Annotated in this window: 19 protein-coding genes; 3 read left to right on the top strand and 16 right to left on the bottom strand. The window is 52.8% G+C overall.

Annotated elements, in window-relative coordinates; translation table 11 throughout:
• Positions 1–175: 175 nt before the first annotated feature.
• The 3 genes from pagP to tatE all read left to right on the top strand — a co-directional run bounded on the left by pagP (position 176) and on the right by tatE (position 1,550).
• Positions 176–712 carry a lipid IV(A) palmitoyltransferase PagP gene (gene pagP, locus DW47_RS0115530; RefSeq protein WP_029687353.1) on the top strand — a complete coding sequence of 179 codons (537 nt, stop codon included), beginning with the start codon at positions 176–178 and terminating at the stop codon, positions 710–712.
• Between the two features lie 149 nt (positions 713–861).
• A complete protein-coding gene (gene cspE, locus DW47_RS0115525) occupies positions 862–1,071 on the top strand; it encodes a transcription antiterminator/RNA stability regulator CspE (protein ID WP_006118399.1) in 210 nt (69 codons plus the stop codon).
• 257 nt (positions 1,072–1,328) lie between these two features.
• A complete protein-coding gene (tatE, locus tag DW47_RS0115520) occupies positions 1,329–1,550 on the top strand; it encodes a twin-arginine translocase subunit TatE (RefSeq protein ID WP_029687351.1) in 222 nt (73 codons plus the stop codon).
• 123 nt (positions 1,551–1,673) lie between these two features.
• Here tatE and lipA read toward each other — a convergent pair whose 3' ends face one another.
• From lipA to DW47_RS0115440, 16 genes are all read right to left on the bottom strand, one after another.
• Entirely contained in the window at positions 1,674–2,639 is a 966-nt protein-coding gene (lipA, locus tag DW47_RS0115515; protein WP_029687349.1) for a lipoyl synthase, read from the bottom strand.
• A gap of 123 nt (positions 2,640–2,762) precedes the next feature.
• Complete coding sequence (gene lipB, locus DW47_RS0115510) at positions 2,763–3,419, bottom strand: lipoyl(octanoyl) transferase LipB (RefSeq protein ID WP_029687348.1); 657 nt, start codon at positions 3,417–3,419, stop codon at positions 2,763–2,765.
• 64 nt (positions 3,420–3,483) lie between these two features.
• Positions 3,484–3,747 (bottom strand): DUF493 family protein YbeD, encoded by a 264-nt coding sequence (gene ybeD, locus DW47_RS0115505; RefSeq protein ID WP_029687347.1) that lies wholly within the window; start codon positions 3,745–3,747, stop codon positions 3,484–3,486.
• A gap of 93 nt (positions 3,748–3,840) precedes the next feature.
• Positions 3,841–5,052, bottom strand: coding sequence for a D-alanyl-D-alanine carboxypeptidase DacA (gene dacA, locus DW47_RS0115500; protein WP_029687346.1), 1,212 nt, complete (start codon positions 5,050–5,052; stop codon positions 3,841–3,843).
• 115 nt (positions 5,053–5,167) lie between these two features.
• Positions 5,168–6,346: an endolytic peptidoglycan transglycosylase RlpA gene (gene rlpA / locus DW47_RS0115495; RefSeq protein ID WP_029687345.1), complete on the bottom strand. Its 1,179-nt coding sequence runs from the start codon at positions 6,344–6,346 to the stop codon at positions 5,168–5,170.
• A 10-nt stretch (positions 6,347–6,356) separates the two neighbouring features.
• Entirely contained in the window at positions 6,357–7,475 is a 1,119-nt protein-coding gene (gene mrdB / locus DW47_RS0115490) for a peptidoglycan glycosyltransferase MrdB (protein WP_029687344.1), read from the bottom strand.
• A gap of 2 nt (positions 7,476–7,477) precedes the next feature.
• Positions 7,478–9,382, bottom strand: coding sequence for a peptidoglycan DD-transpeptidase MrdA (mrdA, locus tag DW47_RS0115485; protein ID WP_029687343.1), 1,905 nt, complete (start codon positions 9,380–9,382; stop codon positions 7,478–7,480).
• Between the two features lie 34 nt (positions 9,383–9,416).
• Positions 9,417–9,887, bottom strand: coding sequence for a 23S rRNA (pseudouridine(1915)-N(3))-methyltransferase RlmH (gene rlmH / locus DW47_RS0115480; RefSeq protein WP_029687342.1), 471 nt, complete (start codon positions 9,885–9,887; stop codon positions 9,417–9,419).
• A gap of 3 nt (positions 9,888–9,890) precedes the next feature.
• Positions 9,891–10,208 (bottom strand): ribosome silencing factor, encoded by a 318-nt coding sequence (gene rsfS, locus DW47_RS0115475; RefSeq protein WP_029687340.1) that lies wholly within the window; start codon positions 10,206–10,208, stop codon positions 9,891–9,893.
• Between the two features lie 81 nt (positions 10,209–10,289).
• Positions 10,290–10,934 carry a nicotinate-nucleotide adenylyltransferase gene (nadD, locus tag DW47_RS0115470; protein ID WP_029687339.1) on the bottom strand — a complete coding sequence of 215 codons (645 nt, stop codon included), beginning with the start codon at positions 10,932–10,934 and terminating at the stop codon, positions 10,290–10,292.
• Positions 10,927–11,958 carry a DNA polymerase III subunit delta gene (holA, locus tag DW47_RS0115465; RefSeq protein WP_029687338.1) on the bottom strand — a complete coding sequence of 344 codons (1,032 nt, stop codon included), beginning with the start codon at positions 11,956–11,958 and terminating at the stop codon, positions 10,927–10,929. Before holA ends, nadD begins: the two co-directional genes overlap by 8 nt.
• Positions 11,958–12,554: an LPS assembly lipoprotein LptE gene (lptE, locus tag DW47_RS0115460; RefSeq protein ID WP_029687337.1), complete on the bottom strand. Its 597-nt coding sequence runs from the start codon at positions 12,552–12,554 to the stop codon at positions 11,958–11,960. Before lptE ends, holA begins: the two co-directional genes overlap by 1 nt.
• Positions 12,555–12,568: 14 nt before the next feature.
• Positions 12,569–15,151 (bottom strand): leucine--tRNA ligase, encoded by a 2,583-nt coding sequence (leuS, locus tag DW47_RS0115455; RefSeq protein WP_029687336.1) that lies wholly within the window; start codon positions 15,149–15,151, stop codon positions 12,569–12,571.
• Between the two features lie 202 nt (positions 15,152–15,353).
• The gene (locus DW47_RS0115450) at positions 15,354–16,079 is read right to left on the bottom strand and encodes an amino acid ABC transporter ATP-binding protein (RefSeq protein WP_029687335.1); all 726 of its coding nucleotides are present in this window, start codon (positions 16,077–16,079) and stop codon (positions 15,354–15,356) included.
• Positions 16,079–16,756, bottom strand: a complete 678-nt coding sequence (gene gltK / locus DW47_RS0115445) for a glutamate/aspartate ABC transporter permease GltK (protein WP_029687333.1) — start codon at positions 16,754–16,756, stop codon at positions 16,079–16,081. Before gltK ends, DW47_RS0115450 begins: the two co-directional genes overlap by 1 nt.
• The gene (locus DW47_RS0115440) at positions 16,756–17,496 is read right to left on the bottom strand and encodes an amino acid ABC transporter permease (RefSeq protein ID WP_029687332.1); all 741 of its coding nucleotides are present in this window, start codon (positions 17,494–17,496) and stop codon (positions 16,756–16,758) included. The genes gltK and DW47_RS0115440 overlap by 1 nt, the downstream gene beginning before the upstream one ends.
• Positions 17,497–17,515 lie beyond the last annotated feature (19 nt).

Raw genomic sequence — 17,515 nt, 5'->3', positions numbered from 1 at the left:
CTCTGCATATCCGGGTCGCGAGTGCGGCCCGATCTTTTTACAGAGCTTCTGAGACCGCTTAGGCAGTGATTACTGTAGGGGAAGCCCCATTGCCACGGGAGGTTTCAGCAGTTTGCTAAACGATGTAACAGGTAATGTTGTGAAAACGAAAAGCTACAGCCAGTGCGCCCTGTTGATGGCCGGACTGTGTATTTCGCCCCTAACCCTCGCTGACACAACGGCACAGGATGTGTCCGGCCTCTGGCAGACATTCAAGCAGAATGTCACCACCACATGGACATCCTCGCCGAACAGCGACTTTTATCTGCCGGTCATTACTTGGCATAACCGGCTTACCTATGACCACGAGCATATCGAACGCTACAACGAACGTCCTTGGGGCGCTGGCGGCGGTATTTCCCGTTACGATGAGAAAGGTAACTGGAACGGTCTGTATGTGATGGCGTTTAAGGATTCCTTTAACAAATGGGAGCCGATAGGCGGTTATGGATGGGAAGCGACTTGGCGACCCCTCAGTGATCAGCGCTTTCATGTTGGGGCAGGGTATACGGCCGGTGTGACTATGCGCAATAACTGGAACTATGTGCCGATCCCGCTGATTTTGCCGTTGGCATCGGTGGGGTATGGGCCTGCTAATTTCCAAATGACCTATATTCCTGGTACGCGTAACAACGGAAACGTTTTCTTTGCTTGGTTGCGCGTACAGTTCTAAGGGATATTCTTGTACAAAAAGTGCGCCATTGAGCCAAAAACAGGACATTTATCAGTTTTTCATCAAATGGTGCTGGACAAATTGCACCGCAATTGATGTACTACATGTCGACACAGTTTAGTGTCCATTTTTCATGTAAAGGTAATAAGATGTCCAAGATTAAAGGTAACGTTAAGTGGTTTAATGAATCTAAAGGATTCGGTTTCATTACTCCAGAAGATGGCAGCAAAGACGTATTCGTACACTTCTCTGCTATCCAGAGCAATGGCTTCAAAACTCTGGCTGAAGGTCAGCGCGTAGAGTTTGAAATTACTGACGGTGCCAAAGGCCCATCTGCTGCTAACGTTATCAGCCTGTAATTTTCAGTCAGAATCTCTAAAACCCGCCAATGGCGGGTTTTTTATTGCCTGCCGTTCAGTGAGCCTTTTCTGACAAATTGATATCCGTACTGTCCTCGACTAATAACGCTGCCAATAAAATAGCCCCTCTTCCTCCTTGATGCGTTGAATAGGGCGATTCGTGCTTTTGATAATCTGTTACAGAAATGTATTGTGTTATACTCACCTTGCGTATTAATGTAAGCGTAACGTTCTTCGCTGAGGTTTAAAGGTCAATTATGGAAGGTATCAGTATTACCAAACTGCTGATTATCGGTGCACTCATTGTATTGCTTTTCGGCACTAATAAATTACGTTCGCTGGGTGGTGACTTGGGCAGTGCCATTAAAGGCTTTAAAAAAGCCATGAAAGAAGATGACACAACGGCAGTCACCAAAAATGAAGCTGAAGATATTGCTGCTGAGCGCGTTAGCCACAGTCATAAAGAGAGCAACTCTTAACTTCCGGCCTACTGTCTACGGACAGATGCCAGTAAAACCAGACAGCAAGCTGTCTGGTTTTTTATGGGATTTTTGGTAGCGCGCGGGTAGCATCACACCGGCAGACAATGCCGCCGATGAAGATTATTTGATTTCCAGACCTTGGGCCTGCATATCGGCATGATAAGAAGAGCGGACGAAAGGCCCACAGGCGGCATGGGTGAAGCCCATCGCCAAGGCTTCTGCTTTCATCTCATCAAACTCCGCGGGACTGACATAACGTTGTACCGGCAGATGGTGGCGGCTAGGTTGCAGGTATTGGCCGAGAGTCAGCATGGTCACCCCGTGGCGGCGTAGGTCGCGCATAACTTCTATGATCTCTTCATTGGTCTCACCCAGACCGACCATCAATCCGGATTTTGTCGGGATCTCCGGATGCAATTCCTTGAATTTCTGCAGCAAAGTCAGTGACCACTGATAATCAGCACCTGGACGCACCTGGCGGTAAAGGCGCGGCACATTCTCTAGATTGTGGTTAAACACATCTGGCGGCGACTGTGTCAAAATCTCCAATGCTCTGTCCATACGGCCACGGAAGTCTGGGACCAGGGTCTCGATTTTAATCTGAGGGCTTTTAGCACGGATAGCAGTGATACAGTCCGCAAAATGGCCAGCTCCACCATCACGCAGATCGTCTCGGTCCACGGAGGTGATCACCACGTATTTCAGCGCCATATCTGCAATGGTTTGCCCCAGCTTCTCGGGTTCACCGGCATCCGGTGCGACCGGACGACCATGAGCGACATCACAGAATGGGCAACGCCGGGTACAGATAGCCCCAAGGATCATAAAGGTTGCGGTACCGTGGTTAAAGCACTCCGCTAGGTTAGGGCAGGAAGCTTCCTCACACACGGAGTGTAAGCCATTTTTACGCATTGCCGCTTTGATGCCCTGAATACGGGTCGAATCGGCAGGTAGTTTGATCTTCATCCACTCCGGCTTGCGTAATAATTCCTGATGCTCGCTGACCACGGTTTTAACAGGGATTAACGCCATTTTATCGGCATCACGGTATTTGACGCCGCGTTCTATCTGAACTGGTTTACTCATTTCTGCGGGTTCCGTTTGCGGGTTGCCTGCAGCAGAGACTACACAACCCGGGGTAACAATGAAAAAAGTATATCATTTTGCCGCTGGCGGGGCAGCTGTCCACGCCAGCGGCATACTCGCCCGTCAGGATAGGGGCGGCAACCCCTGATGATAACCGATATCATCATAAGGAATCTGTTGCAAAAAGTGGTGCACCAGCCGTGTGGCCACTTGGTCGCTGTTCATTGGGCTCCCCAGGTCTGACAGGCGGGTCATCTCAAGACCGGCATAGCCGCAAGGATTAATACGGCTGAACGGCGATAAGTCCATATCCACATTCAGTGCCAGACCGTGGAAAGAACAGCCTTTACGGATACGCAGTCCTAATGAACAGATTTTTTTACCGTCCACATAGACACCGGGCGCATCGTCACGTGCATAGGCGGTGATGGCACTCTCCGCTAAGGTATCAATCACTATCTGCTCTAGCACAGTGACCAGTTGGCGAACCCCGATTTTTCGGCGTTTGATATCCACTAACACATAAAGAATTTGCTGACCGGGACCATGATAGGTGACCTGGCCGCCACGATCGCTTTGCATGACAGGTATCTCCCCTGTCATCAACAGATGCTCGGCCTTACCGGCCTGTCCTTGGGTAAATACCGCAGGATGCTGGGTGAGCCACAGCTCGTCGTGGGTTTGGTTGTTACGCTGGTCGGTAAAACGATGCATGGCATCGGATACGGTCTGCCAGTTGAGTAAGCCCAATTGACGGACAATCAGAGGTTGGCTGGACAAGAGTATGATCCATTCACAGGGGGGAATTTCCGCGAAAGCCGATGATAGCTTTCGCGGTACAACATTACAGCACCATACGCACGATTTCGATATTACCGAGCTCTTCGTATAGGGTCTCTACCTGCTCAATATGGGTCGCATTGATAGTAATTGAGACAGAGTGGTAGTTACCTTTACTGCTTGGTTTTACCTCAGGGGAGTAATCACCCGGGGCGTGGCGCTGTACCACTTCAACCACCTGATCAACTAACCCTGGCTCAGCCAGCCCCATCACTTTATAAGTAAACGGGGTTGGAAATTCGAGTAATTCATTCAGTTTAGTTTTCATAGTAACTCCGGAACCAGAAAATACCCCGCATTAACGGGGGTATATAAGATAATTATACTATGGGGATTACTGAGAATTTTTCAAGTCCTGCACTCAGTTCATCAGGCGATGGAACATCAGCTTAATTGAGTCCAACAACCGGCTAAACAGGCTCCCCTGACCGATATCCTGCAGCACTACCAACGGTTGCTGAGCGATGCTCTTACCATCTAGGCGGAAATCAATAGTCCCTACTGCCTGACCTTTGGTTAGTGGGGCATCCAACTGGTTACTGGTCAGGGTATAGCTGGCTTTTAAGTCTTTGGCACGGCCACGGGGAATGGTCAGGTAGACGTTACGGTCAACTCCAAGTTGAACATGGTCAGCATTGCCGAACCACACCGGCTCCGAGGCAAAATCTTTACCGGCTTTCAGCGGAGAGACGGTTTCAAAGAAGCGGAAGCCCCACGTCAGCAGCTTCTTACTCTCGGATTCACGGCCTTTATAGGTACGTCCGCCCATAACTGCCGAGATCAGCCGCATCTGGCCTTCGGTCGCGGAGGCCACTAAGTTATAGCCAGCAGCGGAAGTGTGGCCGGTTTTAATACCGTCAACACTTAGACTGTTGTCCCACAATAAGCCGTTACGGTTCATCTGACGGATATTGTTGAAGGTAAACTCTTTCTCTTTATAGATGGCATATTCATCCGGTACATCGCGGATCAGCGCCTGACCAATCAGTGCCATATCCCGCGCCGAACTGTATTGACCGTCGGCGTCCAGCCCGTGGACCGTTTGGAAGTGGGTGTTTTTCAGCCCGAGAGTCTGGACGTAGTTATTCATTAGACTGACAAAGGACGCTTGGCTGCCCGCGACGTAATCCGCCATAGCAACACAAGCATCATTACCGGATTGCAGAACAATACCCCGCGTCAGTTGCGAGACTGGCACCCGGTCCCCGGGCTTGAGGAACATCAGAGAACTGCCCTTAAACACTGGATTACCGGTGGCCCAAGCATCCTGACCGACTGTCACTTCATCTTCCGAATGAATTTTCCCCGCTTTGATCGCCTGACCGATCACATAACTGGTCATCATCTTGGTTAGACTGGCGGGATCACGGCGGGCATCGGCATTTTTTTCTGCCAGCACGGTACCGGAGTTGTAGTCGATAAGAATATAGGCTTCCGCATCAATATCAGGCACCGCGGGGATCATGGTTTTTAGGCGAGCATCGTCGGCCATCACCGAGTGGCTGATAAGCAGGGCAATCAGGGTTCCTGAGGTCAGCGGAGATAGAAAGCGTAGGGGAGAGGTGTTTTTCATTATAAATGTAACTTCATCCGTGGAAGAGAGATTTGTTACGAACTATAACAGGATGCCGGGGAGGCCGGCATCCTGCTTTACTTAAGTTTATGCTTTGCCATCACTGGACTGCGGATTACTGGGTGCTGGTGACAAAACCGTTCACATTTCCGGCGGATAAACGTTGTTTCAGCGCATCTGCTTGGCTACGTTCGGCATAGCCGCCTAGCTGCACTCGGTAAATATTGTCGCTCACCTGCTGAACATGGCCGCTGACACCGTACTCATTGCTGAGTTTCTGCTGGAGTTGTTGTGCACTTTTCGGGTTATTGACGGCGGCAACCTGTACCACATAGTGGCCACGACTTGCGCTGGCCGCTGCCGCAGCGGTGCTGTGGCGGGCGGGCAGGGCAGTTTGTGCCGGAGCCGCAGTGGCTTGGGCAGTATGGCTCTCCGTTGCTGGGGATTGAGTGGCAGCCGGTGTCGCCGGGGTATCGGACTCTAGGGTGCCGCTGGCCAGTGGCTGCGGTGCACCGAGGAAACCGTTATTTTCAACCGGAGCACCTTGGGACGGGCTACCGCTGTTCAGGGTACTATTTGAGACCGGCATTACATTACTGCTACCTTGCGGTGCCTGGTCGGGAATAGCGGTGCTATCGTCCTGTGGCGCTTGAGCCGGGATGGCAGTACTGGCGCTGGAGCTCATATCCGGCGCGCCGCCGAGATTTGGACGAGCAGGCAGGTCATAGCTCTGGATGGCGACTTTGGTACCGACCGTGCCAGGGCCGGACAGGGTCCCGTCTGGGGCTACCGTGATAGCATCTACCCGTACGGTGGTGTTGTCAGAGATATTCAGGCGACTGGCCGCAGCAGCAGAGAGGTCAATGATGCGGCCTGGCGTGAAGGGGCCACGGTCATTGATACGCACCACTAAACGACGGCCGTTAGCCAAGTTGGTGACACGGGCATAACTGGGGATCGGCAACACCGGGTCGGCAGCGGTATACGCATTCGGATCGAATTTTTCCCCAGATGCAGTGAGGTTGCCTGCGGACTCAGAACCATAAGAGGTTGCCAGCCCTACCTGACTGAAATGCGAGGCATCGGTCACCACTTTGTAGCCTACCCCGTTTACCTGGTAATCCCGGTTGGCAGAAGGCACCAGCGGTTCATATTTAGGTTGGACTCCCGGGATCTCTACCACTGGTCCGGTCCATGCTGGCTGGGCAGGAGCGGGGGCCGGAGTATACTCATTCGAGCATCCCGCTAAGATCATTGAGGTTAGCCCAAGACTAAACAGCCATTCCTTACGCATGTAGTGCCCCTTAAACGCTTTTTGATAACATTTTTCGATGTGTATGAATCGACATGACGATGCCGAATCCCGCCATAAGAACCGTTAGTGCTGAACCACCATAACTGATGAGCGGTAAAGGCACGCCGACCACCGGCAGAATGCCGCTGACCATTCCGATATTCACAAAAACATAAACAAATAAGATCAGCATAATCCCGCCCGCGAGCACTCGACCAAAAGTGGTTTGGGCTTTGGCGGCGATCATTAGTCCGCGCATAATTAATAGCAGATAGAGGGCAAGTAACGCTAGTACACCGACCAGCCCTAACTCCTCAGCCAGTACCGCAAAGATAAAGTCTGTCTGACGTTCTGGCAAAAATTCTAGCTGTGACTGAGTGCCGTGCAGCCAACCTTTGCCGTGCAGGCCGCCGGACCCAATGGCAATCTTGGACTGAATAATGTGATAACCAGCACCGAGAGGATCGCTCTCTGGATTAAGCAGCATCATGACGCGGTCTCGCTGATAATCATGCATCAAGAAGAACCAAAGGATCGGGATAAAGGCGGCCAGCAGCAACAGCGCCACGCCAATCAGTTTCCAACTCATTCCTGATAAGAACAAAACAAACAGTCCAGAGGCGGCAATCAGGATAGCCGTCCCCAGATCCGGCTGAGCTGCCACCAGCAGGGTGGGTAAAAAAATCAATATCAACGCCAGCCCAGTATTTTTTAGAGTCGGCGGACAGACATCGCGATTAATAAAGCGTGCCACCATCAGTGGGACCGCGATTTTCGCAATCTCTGACGGCTGGAAACGGACAAAGCCGAGATCCAGCCAGCGCTGGGCTCCTTTACTGATATGACCGAAGGCATCTACCGCCACCAGTAATACGATACTGAGCAGGTACAGCCAAGGTGCCCAACTCTCATAGACACGAGGAGGGACCTGGGCTAACACCAGCATCAACACCACGCCCCCACCGATCTGACCGAGCTTACGCTCCATCATGCCCGGATCCTGGCCGCTGGCGCTCCAGATCACAAACCCACTGTAAGTCAGCAGGGCAAAAATGATTAACACAAACAGAGGGTCAATATGGATACGATCCCAGAAAGATCTCTTTTGCGTACTGTTACCGAGGGACATTGTTACTCACCTTCATCACCGGGAGGAAGCGGGGCTGCGTCGGGCAACTGGATGGTGTTATCCCCCAGCATAATGTGGTCTAGGATCTGCCGCATAATCGTCCCGACAGCGGCACCGGCACCGCCGTTTTCTAAAATCATGGTAACGGCCACCCGCGGATTATCATAAGGGGCGAAGGCCGTCATCAGTTTATGGTCCCGTAAGCGCTCTGCGATCTTATGGGCATTATAGGTTTCGTTCTCTTTCAGGCCGTAGACCTGCGCGGTACCTGATTTTGCTGCAATCTTATAAGGTGCCGATTCGAAGCTCTTTCTGGCGGTGCCATTAGGGCGGTTTGCCACCCCGTACATCCCGTCTTTAGCAATTTCCCAGTATCCAGAGTGGATATCACCGAGTGTTCCGCCTGATGGCGCTTGATAGGGCACCAACTGGCCATCACGACTTTCAGCCAGCAGAAAATGCGGCGTTTTGATTTCACCGTCATTAATCAGCGTCATCAATGCTTTGTTCATCTGTAAAGGCGTTGCCGTCCAGTAACCCTGACCAATGCCCACTGGGATAGTGTCACCCTGATACCAAGGCTTCTTAAAGCGGCGCATTTTCCAGTCACGGGTCGGCATATTACCGGTGCTTTCCTGCGGTAGGTCGATGCCAGTGCGTTCGCCATAGCCGAATTTCTGCATCCACACCGACAGACGGTCAATGCCCATATCATAAGCGACCTGATAGAAAAAAGTATCAGCAGATTCTTCAAGAGATTTCGTGACGTTAAGCCGTCCATGTCCCCATTTTTTCCAGTCCCGGTAACGTTTCTCCGAGCCCGGCAGTTGCCACCAGCCGGGATCGAATAACGAAGTGTTACGATTAATCACACCTTCACTGAGGGCAGATACTGCGACATAAGGCTTGACCGTCGACGCCGGGGGATAAGCGGCCTGAATGGCACGGTTATACAGCGGCCGGTCAGGATTGGTTAACAGGGCGTTATAGTCTGTGGTGGAGATACCGTTCACAAACAGATTAGCGTCATAACTTGGGGTCGATACCATCGCCAGGATTTCACCATTACGCGGATCGCTGACCACCACGGCGGCCCGACTGCCAGCCAACAAGGTTTCAATATACTGCTGTAGGCGTAAGTCGAGGGTCAGGGTGATGTCTTGACCAGCCTGCGGCGGTTCTTGATGCAGTTGACGGACCACCCGCCCACGGCTGTTTACCTCGACCTCTTCATAGCCGGTTTTACCGTGCAGGGTATCTTCATAATAGCTTTCAATGCCGAGCTTACCGATGTCATGGGTAGCTGCATAATTGCCGGTCTTGCCTTGCTGATCCAATTTGGCGAGGTCGCGGTCATTAATTTTCGACACATATCCGACCACATGGGTCAAAGAGGCACCATAGGGATAAAAACGTCGCTGATAACCTTTGATTTCGATGCCGGGGTAACGGTACTGATCCACCGAAAAACGGGCAATCTGTGCTTCGCTGAGGTTAGTTTTTAACGGGATTGAGGTGAAACGCCGTGAACGCTTACGCTCTTTTTCAAAGGCATCTAGATCATCCGCACTGAGATCGAGGATCGGCTGTAAATCCCGCAAGGTCTGCGGCAGGTTGACCACTTTTTCCGGGACTAGCTCTGCCTGATAAATGGTGCGGTTAATCGCCAGCGGCAGATTATTACGGTCGTAGATAATCCCCCGGCTGGGCGCGACCGGCACCAGTTTTATCCGGTTCTGGTTAGAGCGGGTGCTGTAATCATCAAAGCGAAGGATCTGTAGATGCCAGAGATTAAACGCCAGAATACCGCTGAGAAGAAAAATGGCCCCTAAGGCCAGCAATGACCGCCTGACGAACAGTTTCTGTTCAGCAGTGTAATCCCGAAAAGCGCTTCTGGTGAGTTTCATCCGCTGTCTGTCAGCCCGGAAAAGGCCTTATCGGCTATTCGCGATGATAAGGGTGGTTAGTGGTAATACTCCATGCCCGGTAAAGGCTTTCAGCCACCAAAACACGGACCAGGGGGTGAGGAAGCGTCAGGTTAGAGAGTGACCAGCTTTGCTCCGCTGCGGCTTTACACGCAGGTGCCAACCCTTCCGGGCCACCGATCAGCAGGCTGACATCACGACCGTCCTGCTTCCATCTCTCCAGTTGCCGGGCCAGTTCAGGGGTATCCCAGGGTTTACCTGGAACATCCAGGGTGACGATACGGTTCCCTTTGCCTACGGCCGCCAGCATGGCTTCGCCTTCTTTTTCAAGAATACGGGCGATATCCGCATTCTTGCCGCGCTTACCGGCCGGGACTTCCGTTAATTCAAACGGCATATCCCGCGGAAAACGGCGTAAATAATCCATAAAACCTGTCTGTACCCAGTCAGGCATTTTTGTACCAACGGCCACAAGTTGCAGTTTCACCGCTTAGCCCCAGAGTTTTTCCAGCTCATAGAGTTCACGGGCTTCTTCCTGCATCACGTGCACGATCACTTCACCCAGATCAACCACCACCCATTCGCCGGCATCTTTGCCGTCGGTGCCAAGCGGCATAATGCCTTGAGCACGGGACTCTTGAACTAGGTGATCGGCGATAGAGACCACATGACGATTAGAGGTGCCAGTACAGATCACCATGCAATCGGTAATGCTGGATTTACCACGGACATCAATAGTAACAATATTCTGAGCTTTCAGGTCATCGATTTTATCGATAACAAAGGATTGGAGTGTTTCGCCTTGCAAAAGGTTCCCCTCGTGATAACGGAAATAACAAAATCGGCTGTAGAGCCGGAAATTTAAGCGGCGCAGTATATCACGACCTTATCAGTCGCGATATAAGCCTGTCTGGGCGATGTAGCGGAGGACATCGGGAGGAAGTAGATCGTTACAGGGTAGGCCTGCCCGCAGGCGTTGACGGATATCGGTGGCAGAAACCGGCCACAGCGGTGTCTCGGCCAGGAAGACCAGACCTGCCGGCTGTTGGTGCAGGCGGGTAATATCCTCTGTTTGTCGGTCATGTAACCAGTCTTGCAGTTCGCTGCAGTCAGGTTGCGGTGCATAGCCAGGTCGGCGGCAGACCAGCAGGTGACATAGCTTCGACAATTCGCGCCATTGGTACCATCTATTCAGCGATAACAGTGAGTCCTGCCCGATGATAAAGGCCAACGACTGGTGGGGGCCGCGCTCCTGGCGCAAGGTGCGCAAAGTGTCGACAGTGCGTGAGGGTTCATCACGGTGCAATTCGCGATCGTCGATGGCGAACAGCGGATCACCGGCCACCGCACAACGTAGCATTTCCAGCCGTTGAGCAGGGGAAGCCGCCGGCTGTGGACGGTGTGGTGGCACATTGTTAGGCATCAGGGTGATTTTATTCAGCCCCGTCAGCGTCGCTAATGCCTCGGCGGAGCGCAGATGGCCGTAATGTATCGGGTCGAAGGTACCACCAAAAATCGCTTCGATGTCAGCCATGTAGGGCAGTCTCCGGCAGTGACGGCAAGGTGATCGCCAAGCTGAGGGAGGTCAGCTGTGGCCAGACATCAGTACTGTAATCCTGTTTAAGACTAACCTCAATCTGTGACAAGGTGCGGATAGCAAGGTGTAACCGGCGAGCATCCAACCGTTGTAAGGCAGCGCTAAACAGAGGTCGACGATTCTGCCAGACTCGCAGTTTGTCCATCAATTGGCGGACATTTTGCTGTGACTGGTTGCGCTGTAACTGTAACAACGTCATCAACTCGCGCTGTAAGGTACGCAGCAAAATAACCGTTTCCACGCCTTCTTTCTGCAGTTGTTGCAGGATATGCAGCGCACGTTTACTTTTTCCCGCTAGCAGGGCATCTACCCAGTGATAAGGGGTAAAGTGAGCCGCATCATTCACCGCCTGTTCGACCCGTGGCAGGGTCAGTGTGCCTTCCGGAAACAGCAATGACAGCCGCTCCAGAGCTTGGGCTAACGCCAGTAGATTCCCCTCATAACAGTAACAGAGTAACTGCACCGCCTGAGGATCGATACTTATCCCGAGGTTTTTACAACGCTGGCTGACCCAGCGGGGCAGATGCTCATGCTCCGGCGTGACGCAGGGGACCATCACCGCACTACTGGATAAGGCCTTAAACCACTGGCTGTTCTCCTGGGCTTTAGTCAGCTTATTTAGCTGCATAATCAGTAACAGGTCAGGATGCAGCAGCGCGGCTAACTCGGCGAGGCGAGTGGCAATGGCTGCTGAGGGGCCATTCTCTGGCATTAGCAGGGTCAGGGTTTGGCGGCGGGTGAATAAACTCAGCGACTGACAATCGGTAAACAATGCCTCCCAGTCAGTCTGGTTATCGACAGTGACCGTCTGGTGTTCAAGAAATTCTTGGGCTTTAGCCGCGCTGAGGATGGCATCCTGGCTCTCCTGACGGAGCAGCGGGTCGTTACCGGCGAGAAAATAACTGCCGCGCAGCCCCTCTTGGAGTTGCGCGGTCAGTTGTTCAGGGTAGATCCGAATCATTACTGCGCTTTCACTGACCCGGAAGCGTCACTCTGCTGGCCGGAGTGGGAAGTAATGGTCTCCGGGGCGGGCAGGGTCGCGGGGATACTCTCCTGCTCTGTATGCACGGCCAGTAATTGGCGCACTAATTGATCGGCAGCACGCACTCGCATCTCTTGGTAGATCAGCGTTTGTTCAGAATCTTTCGCCAGTGGAACACCTGGGTTATCGAAGAAGGAACGATATACCGTGGTACTCAGTGGGAAGATCCCTTTGCCCGGGATCAGGATCTGAGCAATCACCGTCAGATGTAACTGATACTCGGCTGAGGTTCCGTCCAAGAAGATGGAGGCAGTATCACGACCGGTCTGTTCAGACTCCAGGCGCAGTGAGGGTACCTCATTGCGGCGGCTGGTACTGTCCTTGACTAGGGTAATATTATTTAACCGCAGCTGCTGACGCACAGTCCTGGCCAGCGGCCCATAAGGGTCACCGCTGTCGAGGATCATAGTTCTCATTTCCGGGGGGATCTGAGTAGTACCGCGCAGATGAAAACCACAACCAGAGGTGGCCAGTACGGCCACCGTCAGGAGTAGGGTTGAAAAAATATGTCGCACTTTGCCTCCTGAACTTAACCTACAACCAGGTTAAGCAGCTTGCCCGGAACATAAATCACCTTACGGACGGTGACGCCTTCCAGATATTTTGCCACCAGAGGTTCTTCCGCCGCAGCGGCCTGGACCTGTTCCTGATTGGCATCCGCCGGTACGGTAATTTTACCACGAACCTTACCGTTAACTTGTACCACGATCAGCACTGAATCCTCGACCATAGCACTGTCATCGGCAACCGGCCATTCGGCGTTATCCACAGATTCGCTGTGACCCAGCGCCTGCCACAGTTCGAAGCTAGCATGTGGGGTAAATGGATACAGCAGACGTACCACCGCGTCCAGCGCTTCTTGCATCAGCGCACGATCCTGTTCAGTTTCCTGCGGCGCTTTCAGCAGTTTGTTCATCAGTTCCATGATGGCGGCGATAGCGGTGTTAAAGGTTTGACGGCGACCGATATCATCGGAAACCTTAGCAATGGTTTTGTGCACATCACGACGCAGTGCTTTCTGATCATCGTTCAGGGCAGTGGTGTCCAGAGCCACGGTCGCACCTTTGCTGCTGTGCTCGAAGGCCAGTTTCCAGACTCGTTTCAGGAAGCGGTTTGCCCCTTCAACGCCAGACTCTTGCCATTCCAGGGTCATGTCTGCCGGTGAGGCGAACATCATAAACAGACGCACGGTATCGGCACCGTAACGCTCTACCATCAGCTGAGGATCGATACCGTTATTTTTCGATTTCGACATTTTGCTCATACCGGCATAGATCACCTCACGGCCATCTTTATCGGTCGCCTTAGTGATACGGCCTTTTTCGTCACGCTCTACACTGACATCGATCGGCGATACCCAGTTACGCTCACCGTTTACACCGGTGTAGTAGAAGGCATCCGCCAGTACCATGCCCTGACACAGCAGGCGCTTGGCAGGCTCGTCAGAATTGACCAAGCCAGCATCACGCAACAGCTTGTGGAAGAAACGGAAGTACATCAGGTGCATAATGGCGTGTTCGATACCGCCGACATACTGGTCTACGGGCAGCCAGTAGTTAGCGGCTGCCGGGTCGAGCATCCCTTTGTCGTAATCCGCACAGGTATAACGGGCGTAGTACCAAGAGGATTCCATAAAGGTATCGAACGTATCGGTTTCACGCAGCGCAGGCTGGCCGTTAACAGTGGTTTTTGCCCACTCGGGATCGGCTTTAATCGGGCTGGTGATCCCGTTCATGTCGACGTCTTCTGGCAGGATCACCGGCAACTGATCTTCCGGCGTCGGCATCACAGTACCGTCTTCCAGGGTCACCATTGGGATCGGTGCCCCCCAATAACGCTGACGAGAAACGCCCCAGTCCCGCAGACGGTAGTTAACTTTACGCTCACCGACACCTTTGGCAGCCAACGCATCGGCAATGGCATTAAAGCCGTCTTGATGAGACAGACCATCGAACTGTGAAGAGTTAAACAGGGTTCCTTTGGTGGTCATCGCCCCTTCGCTGAGGTCCGGCTCACTGCCGTCTTCATTGAGGATCACCGCTTTAATGGGCAAATCGTATTTGCTGGCAAATTCCCAGTCGCGCTGATCATGGCCAGGGACCGCCATTACAGCACCGGTGCCGTATTCCATCAGGACGAAGTTTGCTACCCACAGTGGCAGTTTTTCGCCGGTAAGCGGGTGGAGCACGAAACGCCCAGTGGCGTGACCTTTTTTCTCCATGGTCGCCATATCCGCTTCGGCAACTTTGGTATTACGGCACTCTTCGATAAATTCAGCCAGTGACGGGTCATGTTCTGCCGCCTGCTGCGCCAGTGGGTGACCCGCAGCGACCGCCACATAGGTGGCACCCATAAAGGTGTCCGGACGGGTGGTGTACACAGTCAGGGTCTGGTCGCTGTCAGCCACGTTAAAGGTGATTTCCACCCCTTCAGAGCGGCCGATCCAGTTACGTTGCATGGTCTTAACCTGCTCAGGCCAGCCCTCTAGGGTATCCAGATCATTGAGCAGCTCTTCAGCATAATCGGTGATTTTGATAAACCACTGAGGGATCTCTTTACGCTCGACTTTGGTGTCACAGCGCCAGCAGCAGCCTTCGATAACCTGCTCATTCGCCAGCACCGTCTGGTCATTAGGACACCAGTTAACCGCAGAGGTCTTTTTGTAGACCAAGCCTTTTTCGAACAGTTTGGTAAAGAACCACTGCTCCCAACGGTAGTATTCAGGCTGACAGGTGGCCAGTTCACGGCTCCAGTCATAGCCAAAGCCCAGCAGTTTCAGCTGGTTCTTCATGTAATCGATATTTTCGTAGGTCCAAGGCGCCGGTGCGGTATTATTTTTTACCGCCGCCCCTTCTGCAGGCAGACCAAAAGCATCCCAGCCAATCGGCTGCAGTACGTTTTTGCCCTGCAGACGCTGGTAACGTGCGATCACATCACCGATGGTATAGTTACGCACGTGGCCCATGTGCAGACGACCCGAAGGATAGGGGAGCATAGACAGGCAGTAGTATTTTTCTTTGCCTTCCTGCTCTGTTACTTTAAAAGTATCCTGGTCGTGCCAGTGTTTCTGGACTTTAGATTCTATCTCTTCCGGGCGATATTGCTCTTGCATGGCAGCCTGTGGTCCTTGTTAAATTTCGCGAAGCATACTGCTTAAATGGTCTTTATGGGATCCGCATAGCATACCCATAAGCCCAGCCTGCAACAACACCCGCATGACAACGCGGCACGATTTCTAACGGAAACCTTCTACGGGACGGTCTTTCGGACCAAGAAAACTTCTCCCCCAGCTACAGGCGTGGAGGAGAGGGCGATCAGTGGAGGATTTTTGCCAAGAAATCGCGGGCACGTTCGCTGGCGGGGTGGCTGAAGAACGCGTCTTTATCGGTATCTTCAACAATTCGTCCTTCATCCATAAAAATAACGCGGTTAGCCACTTTTCGGGCAAAGCCCATTTCGTGGGTCACGACCATCATGGTCATACCTTCATTGGCAAGGCTGACCATCACATCCAAGACTTCGTTGATCATCTCCGGATCTAAGGCTGACGTGGGTTCATCAAACAGCATGGCAACCGGGTCCATACACAATGCCCGGGCGATGGCGACCCGCTGCTGTTGACCTCCGGATAACTGCGCCGGATATTTGTTCGCGTGGGCAGACAGCCCGACACGGGTCAACAGCTTTAGCGCCTTATCCCGCGCCAATACACGATCCCGCTTCAGCACCTTCACCTGCGCCAGTGTCAAATTGTCGAGAATGCTGAGATGGGGAAACAGTTCAAAATGCTGAAACACCATTCCAACTCGACTGCGTAATTGTGCGAGGTTGGTTTTTCCCGCGGTGACCTCGGTACCATTAACGGTAATGCTGCCCTGTTGCACCGCTTCCAAGCCATTGACGGTTTTGATCAGAGTCGATTTACCTGACCCTGATGGGCCACACACTACCACCACTTCCCCTTTATTCACCTCTGTGCTGCAGTCCGCCAGCACTTGGAACTGCCCATACCATTTAGAAACATTTTTCAGGGTAATCATCAGAGGGTCCTTTTTTTCTTCATCGCAGTGACCAGCAGTGAGAAACTCAAACTGATCACAAAATAGACCAGCCCCGCAAACAGGATCATCTCAACTTGAGTGCCGTCACGCTCGCCTATGGTCGAGGCCGTACGGAAAAAATCAGCCAAACTGAGGACGTAGACCAGCGAGGTATCTTGGAATAGCACGATCCCCTGGGTCAGTAGCAGTGGCACCATCGCCCGAAACGCCTGTGGCAGGATCACCAGTCGCATACTCTGGCTATAGGTCATCCCCAAGGCCAGCGCCGCAGATGACTGACCTTTACCAATCCCTTGGATGCCAGCACGAATAATTTCGGCGTAATAGGCCGCTTCAAACAGCGAGAATGCTACCATCGCCGAGATCAGCCGGATATCGGTGGTGGGAGATAGGCCGAGCACTCGCTGCAGTAAACCAGGGACGATAAGGTAAAACCACAGCAAGACCATCACCAATGGCACGGCCCTGAACAGGTTGACATACAGCTTGGCAAAACTGCTTACCAGCTGTAGTGGTGACAGGCGCATTACTGCCAGCAAGGTGCCCCAAAGGATGCCAAACACTACGGCGCTGACGGTAATTTTTAGGGTAACCAGCATGCCGTCCCCAAGATAGGGTAGCGCAGGGGGAATAGAGCTCCAGTCAAAACTGTACATTATTCACCTCCGTGTAGGCCGGGTAGCCGACTGCGACGCTCGACCAGGCTCATCAGTAGCATAATTACGACGTTGATCAGGATGTAACCGAGGGTGATGGCGGTAAAGGATTCGTAGGCATGGGAGGAGTAATCCAGCAATTTTCCGGCCTGTGCCGCCATATCCATCAGGCCGATCGTGGAGGCAATGGCGGAGTTTTTCACCAGGTTAAGCATTTCCGAGGTCATCGGCGGCACAATCCGTCGGTAAGCATTGGGCAGCAACACATAGCGGTAGCTCTGAGCCAACGTCATGCCCAATGCCAAGCTGGCGGCTTTCTGGCCGCGAGGCAGAGACTGGATCGCGGCCCGTACCTGTTCACAGACTCGGGCAGCGGTAAACAAACCGAGGCAGGTCACCGACGCGACAAAAAACTGGATATTGGGGGCCAGGTCCGCTTTAAACCACATTCCCAAAGTTTCCCCCACCAGTTCCGGCGCCACTAGGTACCAGAAGAAAAACTGTACAATCAAAGGGATGTTACGAAACAGTTCCACATAGCAGCCACCGACAGCGGACAGAACGCGGTTCGGCACGGTGCGCAGAATGCCGAACAGAGAGCCGACCAGAAAAGCGATCACCCATGCACAGGCAGATACCGCTACGGTGACCTGAAATCCAGACCATAACCAGCCGAGATAGGTGGTATTGCCAAACGGGGCAGGCTGCAAAAAAATGCCCCATTGCCAGTCGTTCCCCATAAGATTCTCCCAGACAGGG

Source organism: Tatumella saanichensis, assembly GCF_000439375.1.
Taxonomy (GTDB): domain Bacteria; phylum Pseudomonadota; class Gammaproteobacteria; order Enterobacterales; family Enterobacteriaceae; genus Tatumella; species Tatumella saanichensis.
Note: the sequence above shows the minus strand (reverse complement) of the source record. Positions and strands in the feature narration are given on the sequence as shown.